This window comes from Streptacidiphilus sp. MAP12-16 (genome assembly GCF_041262165.1).
Taxonomy (GTDB): Bacteria; Actinomycetota; Actinomycetes; order Streptomycetales; family Streptomycetaceae; genus Streptacidiphilus.
On record NZ_JBGCBY010000006.1, the window covers coordinates 338,886 to 365,882 of the forward strand.

Genomic DNA, 26,997 nt, shown 5'->3' on the forward strand with positions numbered 1-26,997 from the left:
CCGGAACCATCCGCATGCTCAGCAGGCCCCCGCCAGGGCCGCCGGACGGAGCAGCGACCCGTGGTTCACCTCGTTCTGCCCACGCGTCTGCGCGGCTCGCTCGCCGGGATCTCGGTACGTACGCCCGTCCGCTCCGCCAGAGGTGTCTTGCCAGGGCGGTGCGCGGAGGCGGACGATCGGAGGCACAGTCGCGTACGCGCTGTCGTCCACGGAGGTGAGCGGTGTCCGTCGCAACGGAGCTGTCCGACGCAGACCCGATGAAACCCCGGGTCGGTCGCGCTCCTGTTCCCGACGGCCTCGACCTCGGCCTGTTCGGTCCCGACTCGGTGACCTGGCGCGTTCATGCGGACCCGACGATGCTGCTGGCCGGGATCCGCGCGTTGCTGCTGCAGGCGCTCCACCCGCTGGCGATGGCCGGGGTGGCCGAGCACTCCGCGTTCCGGCAGGACCCCTGGGGCCGGCTCCGCCGCACCGCCGAGTACCTGGGCGCCGTCACCTACGGGACGACGGCCGAAGCCGAGGCGGCCATCGCCCGCGTTCGGGCCGTCCACCGCTGGGTGCGCGGCACCGACCCGCACACCGGGGCCGCCTACAGCGCCGAGGAGCCCGCGCTGCTGCTCTGGGTGCACTGCTGTGAGGTCGACTCCTTCCTCGACGTGACCCGGCGGGCCGGGCTGCGCCTCACGTCGGCCGAAGCCGACCGTTATGTGACGGAGCAACAGACGGTCGTCCGGCGTCTCGGCGTACCCCGGACCACGGCCGTACCAGGTAGCACCGGCGAGCTGGCGGCCTACTTCCGGGACGTACGGCCCCAGTTGCAGGTCGGCCCGGCTGCCCGGGAGGCCGCCCGGTTCGCGCTGCTGCCGCCGCTGCCCGGCTGGGTCGCCCTGCTCACGCCGGCGCGCCCCACCTGGACCGGCCTGTCCTGCACGGCGATGGGGATGCTGCCGTCCTGGGCCCGCCGGATGTACGGCCTGCCCACCCCGCCGGGCGCGGACCTCGCCGCCACGCTGTCGGCCCGCGCCTGGCGGTCCGGTCTCGTACTGCTGCCCGGCGCGCTCCGCGAGGGACCGCATCTCAAGGCGGCCAGAACCCGGATGCGCGGGACGACGCCGTAACGGATCGCCCTTGGCAGGTGCAAGGGAGGGCGTCACCGGATTGGCCGCGCCGTGTCGCGCCGGCTCCGGACCGCCCGCAGGCTGGTGGCGGACATGCGGGCCTTGTCGCTCACCTCCCCGAGGAGGAATCCCCATGAACGCACCGTCTCCGGTCAAGGCCGGAACCTCGTCCCCGGCAGGGAAGTCCGCCGAGGAAGAGTCCCCGATCCACATTCTCTGGATCAACGCCGGGCTGAGCTGTGACGGCGATTCGGTCTCACTGACCGCCGCGACCCAGCCGAGCATCGAGGAGATCGCACTCAGCGTGCTGCCCGGCCTTCCCAAGATCGCCGTTCACTGGCCGCTGATCGACTTCGAGTGCGGTCCGGTCCAGGGAGCGGACACCTTCATCGAGTGGTTCTTCAAGGGGGAACGGGGCGAGATCGACCCGTTCGTCCTGGTGATCGAGGGGTCGATCCCCAACGAGGCGATCAAGCCCGAGGGCTACTGGTGCGGGTTCGGTGACGATCCCGAGACCGGCCAGCCGATCACCACCAGCGAGTGGATCGACCGGCTCGCTCCCAAGGCCCTGGCAGTCGTCGCCATCGGCACCTGCGCCACCTACGGCGGCATCCACGCGATGGCGGGGAACCCGACCGGAGCGATGGGCGTACCCGACTACCTCGGCTGGGACTGGAAGTCCAAGGCCGGCATCCCGATCGTCTGCGTCCCGGGCTGCCCGATCCAGCCGGACAACTTCTCCGAGACGCTGGTGTACCTGCTCTACCAGGCGACGGGCGCCGCACCGATGATCCCGCTGGACGAGCACCTCCGCCCGACCTGGCTGTTCGGCGCCACGGTGCACGAGGGCTGCGACCGGGCCGGCTACTACGAGCAGGGGCAGTTCGCCACCACCTACGACTCGCCCAAATGCCTGGTCAAGCTCGGCTGCTGGGGCCCGGTGGTGAAGTGCAACGTGCCCAAGCGCGGTTGGATGAACGGCATCGGCGGCTGCCCCAACGTCGGCGGCATCTGCATCGCCTGCACGATGCCCGGCTTCCCGGACAAGTTCATGCCGTTCATGGACGAGCCTCCCGGCGGCAAGGTGTCCAGCACAGCCAGCGCCGCGTACGGGTCGGTGATCCGCAGGCTGCGGTCGGTCACCGCGAAGACCGTGGACAAGGAGCCCAAGTGGCGCCGTCGGGGGGAGAAGCTCAGCACCGGCTACCAGCCGCCGTGGTGAGCATCCGACAGGGGCGCGACCGGCGTTCCCCGTCCCCGCGTACGTAGACCTCCCGCACCGAAGAAGGGCACGGCAGAAACGATGGCACCGACGACGAAGGCGGCCGGCGACGGCAGCGGCCTGGTGGAGATGTCCTGGGATCCGATCACCCGGATCGTGGGCAGCCTCGGCATTCACACGAAGATCGACTTCAAACAGAAGCGGGTCGCCGAGTGCTACAGCACCTCGTCGGTGTTCCGCGGCTACAGCGTGTTCATGCGGGGCAAGGACCCCCGCGACGCGCACTTCATCACCAGCCGCATCTGCGGGATCTGCGGTGACAACCACGCGACCTGCTCGGTGTACGCGCAGAACATGGCGTACGGGGTGAAGCCGCCGCACCTCGGTGAGTGGATCATCAACCTGGGCGAGTCCGCCGAGTACATGTTCGACCACAACATCTTCCAGGAGAACCTGGTCGGGGTCGACTACTGCGAGCGGATGGTCCGGGAGACGAACCCCGGCGTCCTGGAACTGGCCGAACGCACCCCCGCGCCGCACGCCGGCGAGCACGGCTACCGCACCATCGCCGACATCATGCGGTCGCTGAACCCGATCGAGGGCGAGTTCTACCGCGAGGCCCTCCAGGTCAGCCGCTACACCAGGGAGATGTTCTGCCTGATGGAGGGGCGCCATGTGCACCCCTCCACGCTCTACCCCGGCGGCGTCGGCACCATCGCCTCCGTCCAGCTCTTCACCGACTACCTCAGCCGGCTGATGCGCTACGTGGAGTTCATGAAGCGCGTCGTCCCGCTCCATGACGACCTGTTCGACTTCTTCTACGAGGCGCTCCCGGGCTACGAGGAGGTGGGCCGCCGACGCGTGCTGCTCGGTTGCTGGGGAGCCCTCAACGACCCCGAGTACTGCGACTTCACCTACCGGAACATGACGGACTGGGGGCGGCGGATGTTCGTCACCCCGGGCATCATCGTGGACGGCAAGCTCGTCACCAACGACCTCACCGAGATCAACCTGGGCATCCGGATCCTGCTGGGCAGCTCGTACTACCAGGACTGGGAGGGGAAGGAGCAGTTCGTCACCCACGACCCGCTCGGCAACGCCGTCGACCCGCGGCACCCGTGGAACCAGCACACCATCCCCGCCCCGCAGAAGCGTGACTTCAGCGACAAGTACAGCTGGGTGATGTCCCCGCGCTGGTTCGACGGCAAGGACTACCTGGCGCTGGACACCGGCGGCGGCCCGATCGCCCGACTCTGGTCCACCGCGCTCTCCGGCCTCGTCGACATCGACTACGTCAAGGCGACCGGCCACAGCGTGGTCATCAACCTGCCGCGAACCATGACCAAGCCGGAGACCACCTTCGAGTGGAAGATCCCCCAGTGGAGCAACGCGCTGGAGCGCAACCGCGCCCGCACGTACTTCCAGGCGTACTCCGCCGCGGTCGCCCTGCACTTCGCCGAGAAGGGGCTCGCGGAGGTCCGCGCCGGACGCACCCAGACCTGGGAGAAGTTCGAGGTCCCGGACGAGGGCCTGGGCGTGGGCTTCACCGAGGCCGTCCGCGGCGTCCTGTCGCACCACATGGTGATCAGGGACGGCAAGATCGCCAACTACCACCCCTACCCGCCGACCCCCTGGAACGCCAGCACCCGCGACACCTACGGGACGCCGGGACCCTACGAGGACGCCGTGCAGAACACGCCGATCTTCGAGGAGAACACCCCGGAGAACTTCAAGGGCATCGACATCATGCGCGCCGTGCGCAGCTTCGACCCCTGCCTGCCCTGCGGCGTGCACATGTACGTCGGCGGCGGCAAGACGGTCAAGCAGATGCACGTGCCCACCGGGCTGAGCGGCATGGGCGGATGAGCGCCGCCGCGGACACCCGGTCGGCCGGGGCGCCTCCGGCGGGCGCCCCGGCGCGGGCGGCGAACGCCGAACTGGCCGGCCGACGGGTCGAGGAGGTCCTCGACCGCCTCGCGGCCACCGGCGACCGCGAGGTGTGCGCCGCCGCCGAGGAGCTGGTGCGCACGCTCATGGACTTCTACGGCGCCGGGCTCGCCCGGGTGGTCGACCTGCTCGACGCGGAGGCGGCCCGGTCTCCCGGCGGGGCGGCGCTGGACCGGCTGCTGCGCGACGAGCTGGTCTCCGGTCTGCTGGTCCTGCACGACCTTCACCCCGAGGACACCGCGACCAGAGTCGCCCGCGCCCTGGACAGCCTTCCGGGTCGCCCGGTCGAGCTGACCGGATTCGACGAAGCGAGCGGCACCCTGCGGCTCCGGTCGACCAGCACCGGCGGCTGCGGCTGCCCCAGCACCAACGCGGCGGCCCGGCAGACCGTCGAGGACGCCCTGGCGTGCTTCGCCTCGGAGGTGACCTCGGTGGAACTGGAGCCGGCCGGCGCCGCCAAGGAACCGGTGCTGCTGCAGATCTCGACCCGCCCCGGGCTCGCGCCGGCGACGGCCTCATGAGCACCCGTCAGGCATGGCCTCCGCCGGCTACCCCCGCCGCGGCGCCGGCTGGACTGCGCCGGTTCACGGCCCGGCCGTCCGAGCAGCAGGAACGCTGCGAACTGTGCGGAGTGCCGGTGGCCGAGGCCGGGCACCGGCACCTGGTCGACACCGAGAAGCGCTCGCTGGCCTGCGCCTGCACCGCCTGCGCCCTGCTGTTCGAACAGCGCGGCGCCGCCGGGGGCCGGTTCAGGACCGTCCCGACCCGGTACCTCAGCGACCCCGACCACGCCCTGGACGAGACCGCCTGGAACCTCCTCCAGATCCCGGTCAGCGTCACGTTCTTCTTCCGCAACGCCGCCCTGGACCGGCTGGTCGCGCTCTACCCGAGTCCGGCCGGCGCGACCGAGAGCGAGCTGGACCCGTCGACCTGGCAATCCGTCCTGGGCGGCACCCGCCTGGCCGAGCTCCTCGAACCCGACGTGGAGGCCCTCCTGCTGCGCCGGTCCGGGGACCGGTACGAGTGCTTCCTGGTGCCGATCGACGTCTGCTACGAACTGGTCGGGCGGATGCGCCTGCGCTGGCAGGGCTTCGACGGGGGAGCCGAGGCGCGGGCGGACCTGGAGGCCTTCTTCGCCCATGTCTCCTCGCGGGCCGGACAGCCGCGCGCAGAGGAGCGGCCGTGACCGAGTTCTCCTTCGCCTGCACCGGGGTACGCGCCGACCGCTACGCGGCCGGACCCACCCTGGTCTTCCGGCTGCGCATCACCGCCACGCCGGACGTCCGGGTGCACGCCGTCGCCCTGCGCTGCCAGCTCCGGATCGAGCCGGCCCGGCGCGGATACCAGGCGTCCGAGGGTGACGGCCTGGCGGACCTCTTCGGCGAGCGCCCGCGCTGGGGCAGCACCCTGCTGCCGGTCCAGTTCGCGCAGGTCTCGCTGATGGTCCCCGGCTTCACCGGGGAAACCGAGGTCGATCTCCCGGTGCCCTGCAGCTACGACCTCGACCTGGCCCCGACCCGGTACTTCCACGCCCTCGAAGAGGGCGAGGCACCGCTGCTGCTGCTCTTCTCCGGAACGGCATTCACCGGCGCCGGCGGCTTCAACGTCGAACCGGTGCCCTGGGACCGGGAAGCGTCCTACCGAATGCCCGTGGCAGTCTGGCGGGAGATGATCGAGCAGCACTTCCCGGGCTGCGGATGGCTCCGGCTGCCGCGCGACACCATGGACGCCCTGCTCGCCTTCCGCTCGAAGCAGGCACTGCCCTCCTGGGAGGCGACAGTGCAGGCGCTGCTGGACAGATCGGGCACCGAGGTGCCCGCGCGACCGGCTCCCGCGCTCTCCGGCGCCGCCGAGAGGACGGTCCCGTGACGACCGCCGCGCTCACCGCCGAGATCGAGACCCGGTTCGCCGCCGCCCGGCAGGTTGCCGACGCCGTCCTCTTCGAGGGCTACGTGCTCTACCCGTACCGCGCCTCGGCGGCGAAGAACCGGCTCCGCTGGCAGTTCGGCGTCCTGGTGCCGCCCGGCTGGGGAGCGGACAGCGGCGAACACTCCTTCCAGCGCACCCAGTGCCTGATGGAGCCCCGGCAGGGCGCGACGCTCTTCGTGGAACTGCGCTTCCTGCACGCCCAGCGGCGCACCGTCCAGCGGGCCCGACCCGGCGGAGGCTACGAGACCGTCGCCGAACTGAACCTCGCCGACCGGGTCCTGACGCCCTGGGACGAGGGCGTCGAGGAGCGCGTCCACATGGCCGTACCCGTCGCCGACCTGGGCGGCGCGGGCCGGGTGCTGCCCTTCAGCCTGCCGGCCCAGAAGGAGACCGAGGTGGTGCGCGACGAAGCCGGGCAGCCCGTCGGACGGCTCGTGCGGCGCCGTGAGGCCGTGCGCGGAGAGGTCCGGCTGGCCGGCGCCGATGTGCCCGGCCCCTACGCCGTGCAGAGGCTGACCGCAGTGGTGGAGAACACCAGCGACTGGGTACCGCAGCACGCCGACGCCGACCGCGAGGCGGCCCTCCCGCGCTCGCTGGTCTCGGCGCATCTGATGCTGGGCCTGAGCGCCGGATCCTTCCTCTCCATGGCCGACCCGCCCGAGTGGGCCAAGGGCGCCGCCGCGACCTGCGAGAACCTGCACACCTGGCCGGTACTGGCAGGCGACGCAGGGCGCCCCGACGTGGTGTTGTCCTCTCCGATCATCCTGGAGGACCACCCCGCCATCGCGCCGGAGAGCCCGGGAGCCCTCTACGACGCCACCGAGATCGACGAGATCCTGGCGCTGCGCACCGCAGCCCTCACCGACCAGGAGAAACGGGAGGCCCGTGGAACCGACGCGCGGGCCGCCGCGGTGATCGACCTCGCCGACTCGATGCCCCCCGAGGTCCTGGAGCGCCTGCACGGCGCCGTCCGGGCGCTGCGGGAGGTCACCGAACCGGCCCCGGCCGACTCCCATCCGTCGACGGGCGGCGAATTCCCGGACCCGTTCGGCACGTTCCAGCCCGAGACCCCGTGGTGGGACCCGGCCGGTGACCGCGGCGTCGACCCGGCCCGCGACCGGATCGTGGTCGACGGACGGTCAGTGGGCGCGGGCAGCCGCGTCGTTCTGCGCCCCGGTCTGCGGCGCACCGACGCGCAGGACCTCTTCCTGCACGGTCGCAACGCCCTGGTCGAAGCGGTGCTGCAGGACGTCGACGGCGGCGTCCACCTCGCGGTGACCGTCGAGGGGGACCCTGGCGCCGACATCAGGCGCGAGCAGGGTCGGTTCCTCTACTTCCAGCCCGATGAGGTAGCCCCCCTGGAGGACGCGTGAACCCCACCGCGCGGAAGCCCCCACGGACCCTGGTGGCCGGAGCCGGCAACATCTTCCTCGGCGACGACGGCTTCGGCGTCGAGACCGTGCGACGGCTGACCGCCGAAACACTCCCCGCGCACGTCGAAGCGGTGGACATCGGCGTGCGCGGCGTCCACCTCGCCTACCAGCTGCTCGACGGGTACGACACGTTCATCCTGGTCGACGCCACCGCTCGCGGGGGCCTGCCGGGCACGTTGTACCTGATCGACGTCGGCGAACGCCGTGGCGTCGAGTCGCACGGCCCCTTGCTCGACGGTCACCGGATGTCCCCGGACGCCGTACTCGCGCTGCTGGCCACCCTGTGCGCGGGCACCGGAGGCACGCCGCCCCGCCGGACCCTGGTGCTCGGCTGCGAGCCGGCCTCGGTCGAGGAGGGCATCGGGCTCAGCGGCCCGGTCGCCGACGCGGTGCCGCAGGCCGTGCGGGTGCTCCTGCGCCTGCTCGAGGACGATCACCAGGGCGGACCTGCGGGCGAGCCAGAACCGCGTGCCGTGGCCGGACCGGCCACGTACTGAGGAGAGGAACACGTCACCGTGAAGAAACTCATCGCCATCGGCGCGGCTGCGGCTGTGATCGGCGCCGTCGTGTCGCAGATCCTGCCCGACGTCAAGCGCTATCTCCGGATGCGCTGCATGTGAGACCCGCCGGCCCTGCACCGCGCAGATCCGGCACTGTACCGAACGGGTTACCCGTGGCACGGCGCGGCGGCGTGGCAGTCCGCAATCACCTCAGCACCGACCTGTAATGAAGCCGAGCGGACCGGCGCGTCAGGAAGAGACCGATGCACGAGATGTCCATCGCACTGGCCGTCATCGGCCAGGTGGAGGAGGCGGCCGAGGCCGCAGGAGCCTCGGCCGTGCGGTGCGTCCGGCTGCGGGTGGGTGAACTCGCCGGCGTCGTCCCTGACTCACTCGCCTTCTGCTTCAACCTGGCCTGCGCCGGAACGGTGCTGGAAGGGGCCGAACTGGTCACCGAGGCCGTGCCGGCCCGTGCCCGATGCGAGCCGTGCTCCGGCGAATGGGCCGTGGGCATGCCCCCGGATCTGTGCTGCCCGGTGTGCGGCGCGGCCACCACCGAACTGCTCTCGGGCCGTGAACTGCAGATCGTCAGCGTGCAGTGGGAGGACGACCCGACGCGCGCACCCATCCGCGAACCGATCCACGAGGAGCGCTGAACCATGTGCCGTGTGGTCGACCTGCAGCAGGCGGTACTCGCCAAGAACGACGCCTGCGCCCACCGGTTGCGAGCCGGGCTCGCAGCCCGGGGCACCATCGTGATCAACCTGCTCTCCAGTCCGGGCAGCGGGAAGACGGCCCTGCTCGAACAGGAACTGGTAGTCGCCCGCAGGCGCGGGGTCCCGGTCGCCGCACTGACCGCCGACCTGGCGACCGAGAACGACGCGGTACGCCTGGCCCGTTCCGGAGTCCCGGTCAAGCAGGTGCTCACCGACGGACTCTGCCACCTGGAAGCCGGAATGCTCGGCGGTCATCTCGACGGGTGGTTGCCCGACGACACCCGGCTGCTGTTCGTCGAGAACGTTGGCAACCTGGTCTGTCCCGCCTCGTACGACCTCGGCGAGTCCCTCCGGGTCGCACTCGCCTCGGTGACCGAGGGCGAGGACAAGCCGCTCAAGTACCCCACTGCGTTCGGCCTGGCCAACCTGGTGGTGGTGACCAAGACCGACATCGCCGGCGCCGTCGACTTCGACGAGGCGGCGTTCCGCAGGCACGTCGAGCAGGTCAACCCCGGCGTCGAGGTGCTGCTGACCTCCGCCAGGAACGGAACCGGATCCGGTGCCCTGCTCGAGCGGGCGCTCGCCGTCGCGGACGGCGCTCCCGTACACAGCCCGGTGATGACCCGGCAGCACCAGGACCACCACCACGACGACGACCGCGGTCGCACCCACGTCCACGACCACGCGCACGACCCGCAGCGCGACCACCAGCACGCCTCTGCGCCGGCACCTGCGCCGCAGCAGCGCCCGTGACCGGCCACCCCGGTACGGGCGCGGTCCTCGCCGCCGCGGTCCTCGCTGACACCGTCGTCGCCGACACGGTGGTGCAGCGGCGCAGGGTCGTCGTCCGAGGAGTCGTCCAGGGCGTGGGCTTCAGGCCCTTCGTATATACGCTGGCCACCGGCCTCGGCCTCGTCGGGCATGTGACCAACACCGCCGAGGGCGTCGTCGCGGAAGTCGAGGGCACACCGAGCGCCGTCGCCCTCTTCTGCACCCGCATCGCCGACGACGCGCCGCCGCTCGCGCTGGTGGAGTCCGTCGACCATCACCCGGTGGACGCCGCCGGAGGGTCCGGCTTCGCGATCCTCGCCTCCAGTGGCGGCGGACCGGCCGCCACGCTCGTCTCGCCGGACGTAGCGACCTGCGGTGCGTGCCTCGCCGAACTCGCCGACCCCGCCGACCGCCGGTACCGGCACCCGTTCATCACCTGCACCAACTGCGGACCGCGCTTCACCATCGTGACCGGCCTTCCCTACGACCGGGACCACACCACGATGGCGCGCTTCCCGATGTGCTCCGACTGCTCGCGGGAGTACACCGATCCGGCCGACCGGCGCTTCCACGCCCAACCCGTCGCCTGCCACGCCTGCGGTCCGCGCCTGCGCCTTCTCCTCGCCCACCCCGGTTCCCCACCGCGGCCCGAACCGGGGCCGAGCCGCGACCCGGTCGCGGCGGCACGCGGACTCATCGCCGCCGGTTCGATCCTCGCCGTCAAGGGCATCGGCGGCTACCACCTGGCCTGCGACGCGACCAACCCGACCGCGGTCGCGCTGCTGCGGCAGCGCAAGGCCCGTGGCGACAAACCGTTCGCGCTGATGGCGCGCGACCTCGCCGACATCCAGCGCCTCGCGCACGTCGGCGCCGAAGAACGCACCCTGCTCACCGGCCAGGTCCGACCGATCGTCCTGCTGCGCAGGCATCCTGACACGGCGTCACTCGCAGCCGACGTCGCCCCGGGCAGCCCCGACCTCGGCTTCATGCTCCCCTACACGCCGCTGCACCACCTCCTGCTCGGCCTCCCCGGTGATCCGGCGGGCCCCCGCCTCCTCGTGATGACCAGCGGAAACCTCTCCGGCGAACCGATCGTCACGGACGACACCGAGGCGCTCGACCGGCTGGAGCACCTCGCCGACGCGTGGCTCACCCACGACCGCCCGATCCATGTGCCCTGCGACGACTCAGTGGTGCGCGTCTGCGACGGCGCCCCCTTGACGCTGCGCCGCTCGCGCGGTTACGCCCCGCTCCCGGTCACACTGCCGCTTCCGGTCCGGCCGGCGCTCGCGGTGGGGGGAGATCTCAAGAACGCCTTCTGCCTCGGCGAGGGGCGACACGCCTGGCTCTCCGCTCACATCGGGGACATGGACGACCTGGCCACTCAGCACGCCTTCGAACGCGCCGAGGAGCAGCTCGAGTCGACCACGGGGGTGCGCCCCGAACTTCTCTCCGCCGACCGCCACCCGCGCTACCGGTCCGGCCAGTGGGCCGAGCGCCATCGCGCCGGGAGGCCCCTGGTGCGGGTGCAACACCACCACGCCCACGTGGCAGCAGCGATGGCCGAACACGGCCTGGACGGCAGCCTGCAGGTGATCGGCATCGCCTTCGACGGCACAGGCTACGGGGACGACGGAGCCGTCTGGGGCGGAGAGACCCTGCTGGCGGACTACGACGGATACCGGCGGTTCGCCCACCTGGCCTACGTACCGCTGCCCGGTGGCGATGTCGCCGTGCAGCGCCCCTACCGCATGGCCCTGGCCCACCTGAGCGCGGCCGGCCTCGCCTGGACGCCGGACCTGCCCTGCACCGTAGCCTGCCCGCAGGACGAACGGCGGCTGCTCGCACGCCAGTTGGAGCGGGACCTCAACTGCGTTCCCACGTCCAGCATGGGGCGCCTCTTCGACGCGGTCTCCTCACTCGCCGGCGTGTGCCACCTCGCCGGGTACGAAGCCCAGGCCGCGATCGAACTCGAAGCCGCCGCACTGCAGGCCGCGGACGACGAAGGGCCCGGCTACGCCTTCGCGCTCCGGCCCCGACCACAGGACGACCCCTCCGCGGCACTGATCGCCGACCCGGCGCCGGTGCTGGCGGCGGTCGTCGCCGATGTGCGTGCGGGCACCGGCAAGGCCGTGATCGCGGCCCGCTTCCACGCGGCCGTGGCCCTACTCGTCCTCCGGATCTGCGTTGCCGCCCGCGAGCAGCACGGACTGGAGACCGTCGCGCTGACCGGAGGCGTGTTCGCGAACACCCTGCTTTCGGCATCCTGCGCCTCCGCCCTGCGCCGGGACGGCTTCACCGTCCTGCGCCACCGTCACATCCCGCCGAACGACGGAGGTCTGGCACTCGGTCAGCTCATGGTCGCCGGACGGACGGTGGGACCACCCGCGACCTGAGAGACGCCTGAGCTGAGCCGAACGCACGGAACCCACCCACAGTTGAGGAGAGTCACATGTGCCTGGCGGTACCCGGCAAAGTACTGGAGATCGAGGAACGGGACGGCACCCGGATGGCCACCGTCGACTTCGGCGGAGTGGTCAAGGAGGTGTGCCTGGAGTACCTGCCGGACCTGCGGGTCGGCGAGTACGCCATCGTGCACGTGGGGTTCGCCCTGCAGCGCCTCGACGAGGAGTCGGCCCGGCAGACTCTCGAGCTGTTCGCCACCCTCGGAATGCTTCAGGAGGAGTTCGGCGACCCCTGGGAACTGGCCGCGCGAGACAACGGCTACCCGTGGACCGAGGACGGCGACACCGCACCGGAGGCGAAGCAGTGAAGTACATCGAGGAGTTCCAGGACCCTGAGCTGGCCCGGCGCCTGCTGGACGAGATCCACGCCACCGTGACCAGGCCCTGGGCACTGATGGAGGTCTGCGGGGGCCAGACCCACACCATCATCCGGCACGGGATCGACCAACTGCTGCCGGACGAGGTGGAGTTGATCCACGGCCCCGGCTGCCCGGTCTGCGTCACCCCGCTGGAGGTGATCGACAAAGCATTGGAGATCGCCTCCCGTCCGGGGGTGATCTTCTGCTCCTTCGGCGACATGCTCCGCGTCCCCGGCACCGGCCGCGATCTGTTCCGGGTCCGCAGCGAGGGTGGCGACGTCCGGGTCGTGTACTCCCCGCTCGACGCGCTGCGGATCGCCCAGCAGAACCCGCAGAAGCAGGTGGTGTTCTTCGGCATCGGATTCGAGACCACCGCCCCGCCCAACGCGATGACGGTCTACCAGGCCCGCAGGCTCGGCATCGCGAACTTCAGCCTGCTGGTGTCGCATGTGCGGGTGCCTCCGGCGATCGAGGCCATCATGCGCTCCCCGAGCTGCCGGGTGCAGGCGTTCCTGGCCGCCGGTCACGTGTGCAGTGTGATGGGCACCAGCGAGTACCCCGAACTGGCGGACCGACACCGGGTTCCCATCGTGGTGACCGGATTCGAACCGCTGGACATCCTGGAAGGCGTCCGTCGGGCGGTGCAGCAACTGGAGCGCGGCGAGCACACCGTGGACAACGCCTACCCGCGCGCCGTCCGGCCGGAGGGCAATCCCGCGGCCAAGGCCATGCTGGAGGACGTCTTCGAGGTCACCGACCGGGCCTGGCGCGGCATCGGCGTGATTCCCGACAGCGGCTGGCAGCTGTCGCCCCGGTACCGCGAGTTCGACGCCGAGCACCGATTCTCGGTGACCGGCATCCGGACGCTGGAGCCTGCCGCGTGCCGCAGCGGCGAGGTTCTGCAGGGCCTGCTCAAGCCGCACGAGTGCGAGGCGTTCGGCACCACCTGCACCCCGCGCAACCCGCTCGGCGCCACGATGGTCTCCAGCGAGGGCGCGTGCGCGGCGTACTACCTGTACCGGCGGCTCGATGTCGCCCCCGCACGCCTGGAGGCGAGCCCCGTTGCCTGAGATCACCGAAGCGTCCCCCCATGCCGTGGCTCCCGCCGCACGCGACCTCGCGCTCTCGCTGGACCTGGCACCGGGGCCGGCGCCGGACCCGGCGCTGGACCCGGCACCGGACCTGGCGGCATGGACCTGCCCGGCCCCCCTGCGCGACCAGCCCCGCGTGGTCATGGGCCACGGCGGCGGGGGCGCGATGTCCGCCGAACTCGTTCAGCACATCTTCGCGCCCGCCTTCGGCGGCGAGGTGCTGTCCCAACTCGGCGACGCCGCGGTGGTCTCACTGGGCGGAGCCCGGCTGGCCTTCTCCACCGACTCCTTCGTGGTCCGGCCGCTGTTCTTCCCCGGCGGCAGCATCGGCGATCTCGCCGTCAACGGCACCGTCAACGACCTCGCCATGAGCGGCGCCAGGGCCGCCTACCTGTCCTGCGGCTTCATCCTGGAGGAGGGCGTCGAGATGTCGGTCCTCGCCCGGGTCGCCGAAGCGCTGGGCGCCGCCGCGCGGGCCGCCGGCGTTGAGGTGGCGACCGGGGACACCAAGGTGGTCGAGGCCGGACACGGTGACGGCGTCTTCATCAACACCGCCGGCATCGGCCTGATCCCCGCCGGAGTGGACCTGCGCCCGCAGCGGGTCGTCCCCGGCGACGTCGTGATCGTCAGCGGTGCGATCGGCGTCCACGGCGTCGCCGTCATGAGCGTCCGCGAGGGCCTGGAGTTCGAGGTCGAGGTCGAGAGCGACTGCGCGGCCCTGGGCGGCCTGGTGGACGCCATGCTGGCCGTCACCCCCGATCTGCACGTCCTGCGCGACCCCACCCGCGGCGGCCTGGCCGCCGCTCTCAACGAGATCGCGGTGGCCTCCGGTGCCGGCGTCGTCGTCCACGAACGCAGCATCCCTGTCCCGCAGCCCGTGGCGAACGCCTGCGCCATCCTCGGGCTCGACCCCATGTACGTGGCCAACGAGGGAAAGCTCGTCGGGTTCGTGCCGCGCGAGCACGCGGACGCGGTACTCGCCGCGATGCGCTCCCATCCGCTGGGCGCGGACGCGTGCGTGATCGGCGAAGCCGTCCAGGAGCACCCCGGCATGGTGGTCGCCAGGACCGGGCTCGGCGGCACGCGCGTGGTCGACCTGCCGATCGGCGAGTTGCTTCCCCGGATCTGCTGAGCTGCTCGGCGGAGCCGAGCCGCCGACCACAGGTGACGCCGCGGGAAACCTCCGCGGCGTCAGTTCGCGTAGCGGGCTCTGCCGCCAGCCGTGGGGGAACCGCCTTCGTCCCGGGAAGCGCTGTGACCTACGGTGGACCGGGTGTGAGCAATCCAGCTGCGGCAACACGGTCAAGGGGCAGTTCTCGGGGAATGGATCGCAGGGGCGGCCGCTCACCAGGGTTCCGCCGACCGGACGACGAAGACTGAGGAGTGACGATGGTGCACGAGCGTGCCGGCCAGCCGGCGCAGCCGAAGGACCTGGTGGACGTGGCCCGGCTGGTGACGGCGTACTACACGCTGACGCCGGACCTCTCCGATCCCGGACAGCGGGTCGCCTTCGGCACCTCCGGCCACCGGGGCTCCTCGCTCGCCACGGCCTTCAACGAGGCACACATCGCCGCCACCTCCCAGGCGATCTGCGACTACCGCGCGAGGCAGGGCACCACCGGGCCGCTGTTCCTCGGCATCGACCCCCATGCGCTGTCCGAGCCGGCCCGGGCGACCGCGCTGGAGGTCCTCGCCGCGAACGGTGTCACCGTCCTGATCGACGCCCAGGACGGCTGGACGCCCACCCCTGCCGTCTCGCACGCCATCCTCTCCCGCAACCGCGGCCGCACCTCGGGTCTCGCCGACGGCATCGTGGTCACGCCCTCGCACAACCCGCCCGCCGACGGCGGATTCAAGTACAACCCCCCGCACGGCGGCCCCGCCGGCTCGGAGGCGACCTCCTGGATCCAGGACCGCGCCAACGAGCTGATCGAGAAGGGCCTCGCGGAGGTCAGGCGGATGCCCTACACCCGCGCCCTGAACGCCGAGACCACCCAGCGGTTCGACTTCCTCGGCTCCTACGTCGCGGACCTGCCGAACGTCCTGGACCTGCAGGCGGTGCGTGCCGCGGGCGTGCGGATCGGTGCCGACCCGCTCGGCGGCGCCTCCGTCGCCTACTGGGGCCGCATCGCCGAGGAGCACCGCCTCGACCTCACCGTGGTCAACCCCGAGACCGACCCCACCTGGCGGTTCATGACGCTGGACTGGGACGGGAAGATCCGGATGGACTGCTCCTCGCCCTACGCCATGGCCTCGCTCATCGAGCAGCGCGCCGCCTACCAGGTCGCCACCGGCAACGACGCCGACGCCGACCGGCACGGCATCGTCACGCCCGACGCGGGCCTGATGAACCCCAACCACTACCTGGCTGTCGCCATCTCCTACCTCTACGCCCATCGCGAGGAGTGGCCGAAGGCCGCGGGCATCGGGAAGACGCTGGTCTCCTCCTCGATGATCGACCGGGTCGCGGCCGACCTCGGGCGCGACCTGGTGGAGGTGCCCGTCGGCTTCAAGTGGTTCGTCGACGGGCTGATCTCCGGCGATGTGGCGTTCGGCGGCGAGGAGTCCGCCGGGGCCTCCTTCCTGCGCCGCGACGGCAGCCCGTGGACCACCGACAAGGACGGCATCCTGCTCGCGCTGCTGGCCTCCGAGATCATCGCGGTGACCGGCCGGACGCCCTCCGAGCACTACGCCGCCCTCACCGACCGGTTCGGCGCACCCGCCTACGCCCGCGTCGACGCGCCTGCGACGCGTGAGCAGAAGGCCGCCCTCGCCGCGCTCTCGCCCGAGCAGGTCTCCGCGGGCGAGCTGGCCGGCGAGCCGATCACCGCGGTCCTGACCCGCGCCCCCGGAAACGACGCCGCCATCGGCGGGTTGAAGGTCTGCACCGACAGCGCCTGGTTCGCCGCCCGCCCGTCCGGCACCGAGGACGTCTACAAGATCTACGCGGAGAGCTTCCAGGGGCCCGACCACCTCGCCCGCGTGCAGGAGGAGGCACGGCAGCTGGTCTCCACGGTCCTCGGCGGCGTCGGCTGACGGCGCGGGACGGCGGGCGTCGGGGCGGGCGTCGGGGCGGGCGTCAGTCGTCCGGAACGGCCCAGAGCCGGCGCACCGTGTCGAACACCTTCTGGTTGTGCGAGATCTCGACGACGTTGCCGTCGGGATCCTTCAGTGCGCAGACGTAGCCCACCGGGCCGGGAACGTCCTGGGGCTCCCAGTGCAGGCAGCCCCGTTCCCGCGCGCGCTCGGCCAGGGCGTCGACGTCGCCGCGCCGAGGCACCTCGATGCCGATGTGCGCGAACGGCGTGAGCAGCCCGAGCCGCCCGCCCCTGTCCTGGTCAAACGAGACGAGGACCAGCACCATAGGCGTTTCCGACTGCTTGTCGTTGGAGAGCCAGGCACTCTCGCCCGCGGCGTCCCGGAACCGCTCGACGACCACGAGCGGGGTGAGGGAGGTGTAGAACTCGATCGCCTTGTCGAGGTCACCGGTCGGCAGGGCCACGTGGGTCCAGCGGGCCTGGGTCAGCCTGGTGGTCATGGATTCCTCCACAGGGGTGCGGTCGGTCAGCAGGTCACGTCCGGCGCTGACCCCTCAATACAGCGTCTCCCTTACTACAGCATCTCCTCCGGGACGGCCGCTCGGGCGTCCGCCGGGTCGGGCGGTGTCGCGATCAGCTCGGAGCGTCCCTGTTCGGCGAACCGGGCGTGGAGGGCCCCGACGTCGTCGGCGGTCAGCGGGCGGTACGCGAGCGGGGCGCCGCCGGCGCGCCCGTAGGGCCGCCACAGGACGAGGTCCTCGGTGGTCCAGCGCTGGACGCGCAGGGTGGTCTTGTCGGTCTTGTGCGTGGCGGTGGCCGGCATTCGGGGCACGAAGCGCACGAAGCGGGGCGGCATCTTGGTCCCCAGGTCCGGCTGGGAGGCCAGGAACTCGGCGAGCGACGCGGCGAGTGACGCCTCCGCCGCCGACTCCCTCGTCGTCGCCGTCGCCCCCTCCGTCGCTCCCTCCGTCGCGGCCTGCGGCGGCGCCGCCCATCCGGGCCGGAGCTGGACGGCCGCCATGACCTGGTCCCCGGCTACCGGGTCGGGGACGGCGTAGACCGCCACCGCCTCGGCAGCCCCCCAGCGGAGCAGGATGTTCTCGATGTCGGCGACGGACAGGTTCTCGCTGTCCACGCGGAGCCAGTCGGCGCTGCGCCCGGCGAAGTGGAACCATCCCTCTTCGTCGCGGTGGAACAGGTCGCCGGTCCAGTACCAGCCGTCCCTGACCCGCTGCGCGGCCGCCACCGGGTTGCGCCAGTAGCCCTCGAAGCCGGCCCGCGCTGTGCGGTTGACCAGCTCCCCGATGGCCTCGGCCCCGTTGACGAGCCGACCGGCGGCGTCGAAGCGGGAGCGGGGCAGCTCGGCCCCGGTCGCGGGGTCGACCACGGCCAGGTCGTCGTTGGGACCGGAGCCCGCGCGGCCGACCGCGCCGGCCGGCGCCGCCGGGTCCTGCTGCAGGTTGCAGCCGCCCTCCGAGGAGCCGTAGCCCTCGACCAGTCGGCAGCCGAAGCGCCGCTCGAAGCGGTCGGCGTCCACCGCGCCGGCCTCGGTGCCGAAGCCGAGCCGCAGCGGGCTGTCGGCGTCGTCCCGATGCGGCTCGGTGGCCAGCACGTAGGACACGGCGCGGCCGACGTAGGTGAAGTAGCCGGCCCCGTAGGCGCGGACGTCGGCCAGGAACGCGGTGGCGGAGAAGCTGCGGCGCAGGGCGACGGTGCCGCCGGCCAGGAGCAGCGGTGCCCACAGGGCCATGGTGGCGTTTCCGTGGAACAGCGGCATGCAGGCGTAGCCGGTGTCCTCGGCGGTGAGCGCGAACTGCTCGCGCAGCTTGTCCCCGGCACGGGCGAGTCGTTGCTGGCTGCAGATGACCGCCTTCGGTGCGCCGGTCGATCCCGAGGTGAAAGTCAGCAGCATCCGGGTGCCGGGAGTAGGCAGGACGGCGGGTGGTCCGGAGTCGCGGTGGTCGGTGAGGAGTTCGCCGTAGCCGGGGCTGTCGCTGACCCAGACGGGCATGGGCAGCTCCAGACCGTCCAGCAGCGGTAGCCGGCGCTGCTCGGTGACGATCAGGGCGCAGTCGGTGTGCCGGATGTCGCGGAGCAGGTCGGGGCCGCGTCGGGTGGGGTTGATGCCGACTGCGGTCGCCCCGGCGAGGGCGCAGGCCTGGAGCCAGAGGACGTACTCGGGAGTGTTGTCGAGCAGCAGGCCGACATGGGGGCAGGCGGCGGGGTCGGCGCGGGCGAGGGTCTCCGCGAGCAGGGACGCGCGGGAGCAGGCGGCCCGGAACACCTGGTCGTGGGTGTAGCTGAAGCCGTCGCCGACCAGGCCGGGACGGTGCCGTCCGCGCTGCGCGAGGACGGCGTCGACCAGTGTGGGTGGGCCGCCTGCGGCGGGGGCCGGTCGGGGGCGGGGTCGGGATCGTTCGGCGGGTCGAGGTTCGGCTCCGGGCATGGCGGCACCCCCAGCGGCAGGAATCTGACGATCCGTCAGCTAGGTGAGTTGATACCGCCCCTCGACCGCGCGCACAAGACCGCCTGCGGTCACCGACCCCGCGCCGCCCGCGCCGCCCGCGCCGCCCGCGCCGGGCACCGCCGGATCCGCGCCCGCCGCGCTCAGCGCGCAGGTCGCTCGGCCAGCGCCTCCTGGATGAGCGCGGTCACCCGCTCCAACGTCGGCTCGCCGAGGAACCCGGCCAGATCGCCCATGAAGGCGTCCTCCTGCCCCGGGTCCAGCACCTCACGGCAGACGCCGGCGAGCATCGCCAGGAGTGACACCGAATCCCCGCCCATCCGATGGAAGTCGGTGCGGCCGTCCAGGCGGGAACGCTCCACGCCGAGAGTGCGCGCCCAGATCTGGGCCACCGCCTCCTCCACGGGATCCACCGGGGCGTTCGGATCGGCCCCGCCGTCCTCGGCGGTGCCCGGCTCGTCGCCGAACGGGTCCGGCAGTGCCCGGACATCCACCTTCCCGCTCACCGTGTACGGCAGCTCCGGCACGACCACGGTGGCGGCGGGCACCATGTACGCGGGCAGCCGCGAGGCCACGTACTCCTCCAACTCGTCCGCCGTCACCGGTGCGTTCGCCAGGACGTAGCCGTACAGGGCCTTACCGGACCGGCCGGCCCTGGTCCGGGCGACCACCACCGCCCGGTCCACCGCTGGATGGTCCTCGAATGCCTGCGCCACCTCCGCGGGCTCCACCCGGTGCCCGCGCACCTTGACCTGGTCGTCGATGCGTCCCACGAACTCGATCTCACCCGACGGCAGCGTCCGGGCCAGGTCGCCAGTACGGTAGACGCGGCTGCCGTCGGCCAGCCGGGGAAAGCGCTCGCGGTCGAGGTCGGGGCGGCCGAGGTAGCCGCGGGCGAGCTGCGCGCCGCCCAGGTACATCTCGCCGACCTCACCGGGGGCGACGAACCGTCGCTCCCCGTCCAGCAGGTACACCGTGGTGTTGTCCGCCGGCAGGCCGATGGGAACCACGGCGCTGCCGCCGTCCACCTCCCGGTCGAAGGTGTGCGCGGTGCACCCGATGGTCGCCTCGGTGGGCCCGTACAGGTTGATGATCCGGCACTTCGGCCCGAACATCTCCTGGGCTCGGGCGGCGACCTCCACCCGGAGCTGCTCGCCCACCACTACCACGGTACGGAACCCTGTCGGCGCCAGGTCGAGCCGCCCGATCAGGTCGAGGTGAGACGGCGTCAGGTTCAGCGCGTTGGCGCCCGAGTGCTCCAGCAGCCGGCCCAGCGACAGGTGGTTGGGGTCGTCCCGCAGCAGGACCACCTCGCCGCCCACCAGCAGCGGCAGGAAGACCGAGGTGCCCGAGACGTCGAAGGAGGGCGAGGTCAGCAGCGGCAGCCGGGTCTCCGCGTCCACGTCGAACGCACGGGTCGCCCAGTGCACGTAGTTGAGCAGGCTCTGGTGCTCGATCTGCACCCCCTTGGGTCGGCCGGTCGACCCCGAGGTGTAGATGATGTAGGCCAGATCGCCGGGGCTGACGGCGGCATCCTGGAAGGACTCGGCGTCCGACCCGCCACTCGCGGCGAGCTCGTCCAGGATCAGTGATCGGCAGCCCGGGGGCACGCACTCGCGCTGCTCGTAGGGACGCTGCACCAGGCAGAACGCACTTCCGGCGTCCGCCAGGAGCTCGGCGATGCGCGCGTCCGGGTGCCGTGCGTCCAGAGGCAGGTAGCAAGCCCCTGCCCGCAGCACTCCCCACAGTCCGGCCACGGCGGCCACCGAGCGGTCCGCGAGCAGTCCCACGACGGTGCCGGGGCCGGCCCCGAGGCGGCGCAGTTCGGCGGCGACCGCGTCCGCGCGGAGGCTCAGCTCCGCATAGGTGACGTCGCCCTCCGGCCCGCTGAGCGCCGTCCGGTGCGGCGTCCGCTCGGCCTGCTCCCGGAAGAGCCGGACCACCGAGTGCTCGGAGGGCAGCGGGCGCTCGGTACGGTTACCCGCCCACTGCCGGTACTCCCGGGGGGACAGCGCCTCCTCGACGACGTCGAGGAGATCGTCGGCGCGTTGCCCCGTACCGGGGCCGTCGTGCCAGGCAAGCGTGATCTCGGTCCGGCCTCCGCTCTCCACCAGGTCGATCTCCGGCGGCCCACCGGGGCTCGTTCCACCCAACGCGTAGGTCGTCGTCGCCTGGAAGTCGTCCGTGGAGAGGTCGGCGAGATCGATGGCCCCGAGGTGGGAGATGTAGGCCTGGCTGCTGTACCGGCCCTTCCTGGTAGCAGCACGCTCGATGCCCGCATTGGCCAGGCGCATCAGCGGCAGCGGCGTCCGCAGGATCCACGGCGCGACGGGCATGGCCAGTTCCTTGTGCTCGGCCAGTGCGGTGAGCATCTGCTGGTGCACCTGCTGCCAGCCGTCACCGCTCCGGACGTCCAGCCGCAGCCCGTGGGCCAGCATCGCCGTCGATCGGAGGTCGGGGTCGTGGCGGCGCAGGTCGACGGCGGCGAAGAACGGTCCGGGACCGTACGCTCCCGCGAGCGCTGCGGCCACCTTGGCCGTCGCCGCGGCATGGCTGCCGTCGACCGAACGGCGGCGCCACAGCAGGCCGTTCGACGCCCGGGACCGCGGGCCGAGCGGGGAGGGCCACTCCAACGGAGCTGCCGGAGCAGTCGGCGGCAGTCCCCCCGGGAGGTGCAGCTGCTGCACCAACTCGTGGTGGTTCAGCGCCGATGCCGCGCCCAGCGGGTCCTCGCCGCGCAGCACCCGGAACACGTCGAGGGCCCACAGCAGCAGGCCGCGCCCGTCCGTCACGCCATGGAACGCGCGGAAGACGACGGTGGACGGCTCCCCGGGGACCAGCAGTACCTCGCAGGTCGCGTCAGTACCGCCGGTAGCGCCCGTAGCGCCCAAGGGGGTCCGCAGCGCCGGCGAGTGGAGGAGCTCGCGGTAGGACGAGCCGCCGTCGAGCACGCGCAGGACCGGCGCCGTGCCGCTGTCGACCCAGCGCTGGCCCTCGCGTATCAGCCGGGTGCCCGGGGACGCCTCGGAGGCCACCGCGACCGCAGCGGCCAGCTGGTCCGCCCGCAGAGTCCCTTCGCCCTCCACGACGTGCTGGACGAGGCTGTGACCCGGCCGGGTGCCCAGGAACGCCCACTCCATGGGCGAGACGGCTCTGCTGTAGCGCTGCTGTCCGGTGTGAGCGTGCGCTCCTGGCTCTCGGGACGGAAGCCGGCTGCTTTGCTGAGTACTCATCAGTGACCACATTCTTTTCCGATGTGCTGTCAACGTTCGCTGAGCGTGGTCGTGCCGCACGGCACAGCCGTGAGTGTCCCTGCGGCACGCGTGTCCGGTGGCGTGTTGATCGCACCTGTCGGCAGGACCGCTTTTGACGAGCCGTCGCCTGGCGTCCGATAGCCACGGACCGCCGCATCGCCGCGCGCGTCGTCCGCACTCGGTGTACTTCGGAGGCTATGACTCGTCCTGCCGTTCTGGGAACCCCAGTTCCGGATGCCTCGGTCGGCAGGGGGCAGTTAGGGGTTGTGACCCCGGCGGCGCCCTCATAGCGTGCCGCTGGAAGACCTTTTGATAGACAAGCGGCTCACAAATGGATCGGCGTGATTCCGGAAGTTGCGCGCGTTCCAGGAAAACCTGTGCGCACGCCGTGAAGCCTCTGGCGAAGACGCTGCTCCTGCGCGGGCAGTGTTCGTCCGGGGCTTCACGGCTGTCACAGGTGAGACGTTGCCCGCACCACCCCGCCGCTCGGTCGGAAACTCCTCACTCCATGGGCGCGAAACCCGCTCGCTGCCGTAAAAGCCGTAAAGAGGTCACATTAAATGGCGAATGAAGAGACACTCCGCGGCTACCTCAAGCGGGTAACGGCCGATCTGCATCAAACGCGCCTGCGCTTGCGCGAGGTCGAGGCCAAGGACCAGGAACCGATCGCCATTGTCGGAATGAGCTGCCGATTCCCCGGAGGTGTCGACTCGCCCGAGGGCCTGTGGCGCCTGGTCTCCACCGGTGCGGACGCCGTCGGGGAATTCCCGGCCGACCGGGATTGGGACGTCGAGGCCCTGTACGACCCGGACCCGGAACACCCGGGCACGAGCTACACCCGCGAGGGTGGCTTCATCCAGGACCTTGCCCAGTTCGACCCCGGCCTGTTCGGCATCAGCCCGCGTGAGGCGCTGGCGATGGATCCGCAGCAGCGGTTGCTGCTGGAGACCTCGTGGGAGGCCTTCGAGCGGGCCGGAATCGATCCGCTGTCGGTGCGCGGCAGCCGCACCGGCGTATTCGCCGGCACCAGCGGTCAGGACTACCTGGCGGTGCTCCTCAGCTCCACGGACGACGTCTCGGGCTACCTGGGTACCGGCAACGCGGCCAGCGTGGCCTCGGGCCGGGTGGCCTACAGCCTCGGGCTGGAGGGCCCGGCGGTCACCGTCGACACGGCCTGTTCCTCGTCGCTGGTGGCCCTGCATCTGGCGGTGCAGTCGCTGCGCAACGGTGAGTGCTCGCTGGCGCTGGCGGGTGGCGTGACGGTGATGAACACCCCGGGCATCTTTGTGGACTTCAGTCGGCAGCGGGGTCTTGCGGCGGATGGTCGGTGCAAGCCGTTCGCGGATGCTGCGGATGGTACCGGGTGGGGTGAGGGTGCGGGGATGCTGCTGGTGGAGCGGCTGTCCGACGCTCGGCGCAACGGGCATCCGGTGCTGGCGGTGGTGCGCGGCAGTGCAGTGAACCAGGACGGTGCGAGCAATGGTCTGACGGCTCCGAACGGGCCCTCGCAGCAGCGGGTCATCCTCCAGGCGCTGGCCAGCGCCGGACTCACCCCTGACCAGGTGGACGCGGTGGAGGCGCACGGTACGGGCACGAGGCTGGGTGACCCGATCGAGGCGCAGGCGCTGCTGGCCACCTACGGCCAGGACCGTGACGAGGCGTCACCACTGTGGCTGGGTTCGTTGAAGTCGAACATCGGGCACACACAGGCGGCGGCGGGTGTCGCCGGGATCATCAAGATGGTCATGGCGATGCAGCGCGGGGTGTTGCCGAAGAGTCTGCATGTGGATCAGCCGACGAGGAATGTCGACTGGTCGGCTGGCGCCGTGGAGCTGCTGACCGAGACGATGCCCTGGCCGGAGACCGGTAGGCTCCGCCGCGCCGGTGTCTCCTCCTTCGGGCTCAGCGGCACCAACGCCCACACAATCCTGGAACAGGCACCACGGGTAGACGCCGGAACGACCGACGGCCAGGACTCCGCCGAGCCCTCGACCTCGTGGATGCAGAACGCCGCCGTGCCGTGGCTGCTGTCGGGCCGGAACGCCGAGTCGCTGCGCGCCCAGGCCGAGCGGCTGCGGTCGCACCTGGACGCCAACCCCGATCTCGGCATGGCCGACGTCGGCTATTCACTGGCGACGACCCGATCCGCCCTGGACCGTCGCGCGGTCGTGATGGTGCACGACCGGGACGGAGCACGCCAGGCGCTGGACGCACTGGTCGCCGATGGGGTCGACCCCGCTTTGGTGCAGGGTTCGGCGCGTGAAGGCCGGGTGGCGTTCCTGTTCGCTGGGCAGGGCAGCCAGCGGGTGGGGATGGGACGTGAGTTGTATGAGGCGTTCCCCGTGTTCGCGGCGGAGTTCGATGCGGTGTGTGCGGAGTTGGATGGTCATTTGGCCCGGCCGTTGCGCGAGGTGGTGTTCGCTGCGGAGGGCACGGCGGCGGCGGGGCTGATCCATGAGACGGGTTATACGCAGCCGGCGTTGTTTGCGGTTGAGGTGGCGTTGTTCCGTCTGGTGGAGGCGTGGGGTGTGCGGCCGGATGTTTTGGCTGGGCATTCGATTGGTGAGTTGGCGGCGGCGCATGTGGCGGGTGTGTTGTCGTTGGCGGATGCGGCTGTGTTGGTTGCGGCGCGTGGGCGGTTGATGCAGGCGCTGCCGAGTGGTGGTGCGATGGTGGCGGTGCAGGCGTCCGAGGCTGAGGTGTTGCCGCTGTTGGTGGGGCGCGGGGCCGAGGTGGGCATTGCGGCGGTCAATGGGCCCGGCTCGGTGGTGGTCTCGGGTGTTGAGGAGGCGGTGCTGGCGGTGTCGGCGCTGCTGGCGGCCGACGGGCGCAAGATCAAGCGGCTGACGGTCAGCCATGCGTTTCACTCGCCGCTGATGGACGGCATGCTGGCCGACTTCCGCCGGGTGGTCGAGGGCCTGGTCTTTGAGGCGCCGCGTATTCCGATCGTCTCGACGCTGACGGGTCGGGTCGCGACCGCCGAGGAGCTGTGCTCGGCGGAGTACTGGGTGCGGCATGTGCGTGAGGCGGTGCGCTTTTGTGATGCGGTACGGACTTTGCAGCGTGATGGTGTCGCCACGTTTGTGGAGGTGGGTCCGGACGGGGTTCTGAGCGCGATGGGTCAGGACTGCCTGGCCGACGCCGACGCCGACGCTGATGCCGACGCGGTGGTGTTCGTGCCGGTGTTGCGTGGCGACCGCCCGGAGGTTCAGGCCCTGACGACCGCTGTGGCTCGGGCGTATGTGCGTGGTGTGGTGGTGGACTGGCGGGCGCTGTTCGCGGGTTCGGGTGCCTGCCGTGTCGATTTGCCGACGTATGCGTTTCAGCGTCAGCGGTACTGGCCGAATGTGGTGGCGTGGGGTGAGGGTGATGTTGCGGGTCCGGGGGTGCTGGATCCGGTGGATGTGCGGTTCTGGGAGGTGGTGGAGCGCGGTGATTTGGATGCGCTGACGGCGACGTTGGATGTTGATGGTGAGCAGCCGTTGAGTGCGGTGCTGCCTGCGTTGACGGCGTGGCGTCGGCGCAGTCGTGAGCAGTCGACGGTGGATGGTTGGCGGTACCGGATCAACTGGCGCCCGATCACCGCAACGCCGTCGGCAACACCTTCGGGGACCTGGCTACTCGTGATCCCGGCCGGACACGCGGAGAGGGAGTGGTCAGCCGCATCCGCCAAGGCTCTCACCCTGCACGGCGTCCAGGTCCGTCAGGTCGAGGTCGATGTGGCGGCGATGGGCCGTGCGGACCTCGCTGATCGCTTGCGCGCCGTGCTGCCCGACAGCGGGCAGCGGATCGACGGTGTGCTGTCGCTGCTCGCTCTGGACGAGGCGCGGGACCCGGAGTTCCCCTCGCTACGGGGTTCCCTCACCGGGACGCTGGCACTCGTGCAGGCGTTGGGTGATGTCGCCGTCGAGGCGCCGTTGTGGTGCGCGACGCGCGGAGCGGTATCGACAGGCCGCTCCGACCGTCTCGAAGACCCGGTGCAGGCGCAGGTGTGGGGTCTGGGTCGGGTCGTGGCGCAGGAGTACCCCGAGCGCTGGGGCGGCCTCGTCGATCTGCCCGCAGTGCCCGATGAGCGTGCGCTGGACCGCCTGGCCGCTGCCCTCGGTGGCTTTGGCGGCGAGGACCAGATGGCGATCCGGGCCTCGGGCGTGTTCGCACGGCGCTTGGTGCGTGCTCCGCGTGGTGATGACGGTCCGGTCGAGAGCTGGTCCGCGCGTGGTACGGCCTTGGTGACCGGCGGAACGGGCGCACTTGGTGCACATGTCGCTCGCTGGCTGGCTCGCAGTGGCGTCGAGCACCTGGTGTTGACCAGCCGCCGTGGGCGAGACGCCGATGGGGCCGTCGCGCTCGAGGCGGAACTGATCGCGCTGGGTGTTCGAGTGACCGTTGCTGCCTGTGATGTCAGCGACCGCGCTGCGCTCGGCGAACTGCTGGCTTCGCTGCCCGCCGAGTATCCGTTGACCACGGTGGTGCACGCCGCCGGTGTGCTGGATGACGGTGTGGTCGACGGTCTGACGCCGCAGCGGTTGGCGACGGTACTGCGTTCCAAGGCGGATGCGGCTGCCCATCTGCACGAGCTGACGGCCGATCTGGACCTTTCTGCGTTTGTGTTGTTCTCGTCGTTGGCGGGGACGTTGGGTAGTGCGGGTCAGGGTAATTATGCGGCGGCGAATGCGTTTTTGGATGCGTT

At 71.4% G+C, this 26,997-nt stretch carries 19 protein-coding genes; 16 read left to right on the top strand and 3 right to left on the bottom strand.

The features are described 5' to 3' along the window. The first annotated feature begins 221 nt into the window (after nucleotides 1-221). The 15 genes from ABIA33_RS10645 to pgm all read left to right on the top strand — a co-directional run bounded on the left by ABIA33_RS10645 (nucleotide 222) and on the right by pgm (nucleotide 16,587). Nucleotides 222-1,118 (top strand): oxygenase MpaB family protein, encoded by an 897-nt coding sequence (locus tag ABIA33_RS10645; protein WP_370079729.1) that lies wholly within the window; start codon nucleotides 222-224, stop codon nucleotides 1,116-1,118. Nucleotides 1,119-1,251: 133 nt separating this feature from the next. Next, complete coding sequence (locus tag ABIA33_RS10650) at nucleotides 1,252-2,340, top strand: hydrogenase expression protein HypE (RefSeq protein WP_370079731.1); 1,089 nt, start codon at nucleotides 1,252-1,254, stop codon at nucleotides 2,338-2,340. Nucleotides 2,341-2,421: 81 nt separating this feature from the next. Continuing rightward, complete coding sequence (locus ABIA33_RS10655; RefSeq protein WP_370079733.1) at nucleotides 2,422-4,206, top strand: nickel-dependent hydrogenase large subunit; 1,785 nt, start codon at nucleotides 2,422-2,424, stop codon at nucleotides 4,204-4,206. Next, nucleotides 4,203-4,808, top strand: coding sequence for a hypothetical protein (locus tag ABIA33_RS10660; protein WP_370079735.1), 606 nt, complete (start codon nucleotides 4,203-4,205; stop codon nucleotides 4,806-4,808). Before ABIA33_RS10655 ends, ABIA33_RS10660 begins: the two co-directional genes overlap by 4 nt. Beyond that, nucleotides 4,805-5,473, top strand: a complete 669-nt coding sequence (locus ABIA33_RS10665) for a DUF5947 family protein (protein ID WP_370079737.1) — start codon at nucleotides 4,805-4,807, stop codon at nucleotides 5,471-5,473. Before ABIA33_RS10660 ends, ABIA33_RS10665 begins: the two co-directional genes overlap by 4 nt. Continuing rightward, nucleotides 5,470-6,156 (top strand): DUF6084 family protein, encoded by a 687-nt coding sequence (locus ABIA33_RS10670; protein ID WP_370079739.1) that lies wholly within the window; start codon nucleotides 5,470-5,472, stop codon nucleotides 6,154-6,156. The genes ABIA33_RS10665 and ABIA33_RS10670 overlap by 4 nt, the downstream gene beginning before the upstream one ends. Then, nucleotides 6,153-7,589, top strand: a complete 1,437-nt coding sequence (locus ABIA33_RS10675; protein ID WP_370079741.1) for a hypothetical protein — start codon at nucleotides 6,153-6,155, stop codon at nucleotides 7,587-7,589. Before ABIA33_RS10670 ends, ABIA33_RS10675 begins: the two co-directional genes overlap by 4 nt. After that, nucleotides 7,586-8,146, top strand: a complete 561-nt coding sequence (locus ABIA33_RS10680) for a hydrogenase maturation protease (RefSeq protein WP_370079743.1) — start codon at nucleotides 7,586-7,588, stop codon at nucleotides 8,144-8,146. The genes ABIA33_RS10675 and ABIA33_RS10680 overlap by 4 nt, the downstream gene beginning before the upstream one ends. 266 nt (nucleotides 8,147-8,412) lie before the next feature. Then, nucleotides 8,413-8,805: a hydrogenase maturation nickel metallochaperone HypA gene (gene hypA, locus ABIA33_RS10685; protein WP_370079745.1), complete on the top strand. Its 393-nt coding sequence runs from the start codon at nucleotides 8,413-8,415 to the stop codon at nucleotides 8,803-8,805. Nucleotides 8,806-8,808: 3 nt separating this feature from the next. Continuing rightward, a complete protein-coding gene (gene hypB, locus ABIA33_RS10690; protein WP_370079747.1) occupies nucleotides 8,809-9,618 on the top strand; it encodes a hydrogenase nickel incorporation protein HypB in 810 nt (269 codons plus the stop codon). After that, a complete protein-coding gene (gene hypF / locus ABIA33_RS10695; RefSeq protein WP_370079749.1) occupies nucleotides 9,615-12,032 on the top strand; it encodes a carbamoyltransferase HypF in 2,418 nt (805 codons plus the stop codon). Before hypB ends, hypF begins: the two co-directional genes overlap by 4 nt. A 56-nt stretch (nucleotides 12,033-12,088) precedes the next feature. Beyond that, nucleotides 12,089-12,409: a HypC/HybG/HupF family hydrogenase formation chaperone gene (locus tag ABIA33_RS10700; protein ID WP_370079752.1), complete on the top strand. Its 321-nt coding sequence runs from the start codon at nucleotides 12,089-12,091 to the stop codon at nucleotides 12,407-12,409. After that, nucleotides 12,406-13,530 carry a hydrogenase formation protein HypD gene (gene hypD / locus ABIA33_RS10705; protein WP_370079754.1) on the top strand — a complete coding sequence of 375 codons (1,125 nt, stop codon included), beginning with the start codon at nucleotides 12,406-12,408 and terminating at the stop codon, nucleotides 13,528-13,530. The genes ABIA33_RS10700 and hypD overlap by 4 nt, the downstream gene beginning before the upstream one ends. Nucleotides 13,531-13,588: 58 nt before the next feature. Then, nucleotides 13,589-14,683: a hydrogenase expression/formation protein HypE gene (gene hypE, locus ABIA33_RS10710; protein WP_370079809.1), complete on the top strand. Its 1,095-nt coding sequence runs from the start codon at nucleotides 13,589-13,591 to the stop codon at nucleotides 14,681-14,683. A 257-nt stretch (nucleotides 14,684-14,940) separates the two neighbouring features. Next, on the top strand, nucleotides 14,941-16,587 hold the full coding sequence (gene pgm, locus ABIA33_RS10715; RefSeq protein WP_370079756.1) for a phosphoglucomutase (alpha-D-glucose-1,6-bisphosphate-dependent): 1,647 nt from the start codon (nucleotides 14,941-14,943) through the stop codon (nucleotides 16,585-16,587). A gap of 43 nt (nucleotides 16,588-16,630) precedes the next feature. On the opposite strand, the gene ABIA33_RS10720 is transcribed toward pgm, so the two are convergent. The 3 genes from ABIA33_RS10720 to ABIA33_RS10730 all read right to left on the bottom strand — a co-directional run bounded on the left by ABIA33_RS10720 (nucleotide 16,631) and on the right by ABIA33_RS10730 (nucleotide 22,286). Continuing rightward, nucleotides 16,631-17,089, bottom strand: coding sequence for a VOC family protein (locus tag ABIA33_RS10720; RefSeq protein WP_370079758.1), 459 nt, complete (start codon nucleotides 17,087-17,089; stop codon nucleotides 16,631-16,633). Nucleotides 17,090-17,163: 74 nt separating this feature from the next. Then, entirely contained in the window at nucleotides 17,164-19,035 is a 1,872-nt protein-coding gene (locus ABIA33_RS10725) for an AMP-binding protein (protein ID WP_370079760.1), read from the bottom strand. Between the two features lie 161 nt (nucleotides 19,036-19,196). Beyond that, nucleotides 19,197-22,286, bottom strand: coding sequence for an amino acid adenylation domain-containing protein (locus ABIA33_RS10730; protein ID WP_370079763.1), 3,090 nt, complete (start codon nucleotides 22,284-22,286; stop codon nucleotides 19,197-19,199). A 581-nt stretch (nucleotides 22,287-22,867) separates the two neighbouring features. Between ABIA33_RS10730 and ABIA33_RS10735 the strand changes: the two genes are divergently transcribed. Continuing rightward, the coding region (locus tag ABIA33_RS10735; protein ID WP_370079765.1) for a type I polyketide synthase at nucleotides 22,868-26,997 on the top strand (4,130 nt) is incomplete at its 3' end.

What these genes read in the sequence shown, in the direction of transcription:
- ABIA33_RS10650 (WP_370079731.1), top strand. Translation starts at nt 1,252, where the DNA reads ATGAACGCACCGTCTCCGGTCAAGGCCGGAACCTCGTCCCCGGCAGGG.
- ABIA33_RS10655 (WP_370079733.1), top strand. Translation starts at nt 2,422, where the DNA reads ATGGCACCGACGACGAAGGCGGCCGGCGACGGCAGCGGCCTGGTGGAG.
- ABIA33_RS10660 (WP_370079735.1), top strand. Translation starts at nt 4,203, where the DNA reads ATGAGCGCCGCCGCGGACACCCGGTCGGCCGGGGCGCCTCCGGCGGGC.
- ABIA33_RS10665 (WP_370079737.1), top strand. Translation starts at nt 4,805, where the DNA reads ATGAGCACCCGTCAGGCATGGCCTCCGCCGGCTACCCCCGCCGCGGCG.
- hypA (WP_370079745.1), top strand. Translation starts at nt 8,413, where the DNA reads ATGCACGAGATGTCCATCGCACTGGCCGTCATCGGCCAGGTGGAGGAG.
- hypB (WP_370079747.1), top strand. Translation starts at nt 8,809, where the DNA reads ATGTGCCGTGTGGTCGACCTGCAGCAGGCGGTACTCGCCAAGAACGAC.
- ABIA33_RS10700 (WP_370079752.1), top strand. Translation starts at nt 12,089, where the DNA reads ATGTGCCTGGCGGTACCCGGCAAAGTACTGGAGATCGAGGAACGGGAC.
- pgm (WP_370079756.1), top strand. Translation starts at nt 14,941, where the DNA reads ATGGTGCACGAGCGTGCCGGCCAGCCGGCGCAGCCGAAGGACCTGGTG.
- ABIA33_RS10720 (WP_370079758.1), bottom strand. Translation starts at nt 17,089, where the DNA reads ATGACCACCAGGCTGACCCAGGCCCGCTGGACCCACGTGGCCCTGCCG.
- ABIA33_RS10725 (WP_370079760.1), bottom strand. Translation starts at nt 19,035, where the DNA reads ATGCCCGGAGCCGAACCTCGACCCGCCGAACGATCCCGACCCCGCCCC.
- ABIA33_RS10730 (WP_370079763.1), bottom strand. Translation starts at nt 22,286, where the DNA reads ATGAGTACTCAGCAAAGCAGCCGGCTTCCGTCCCGAGAGCCAGGAGCG.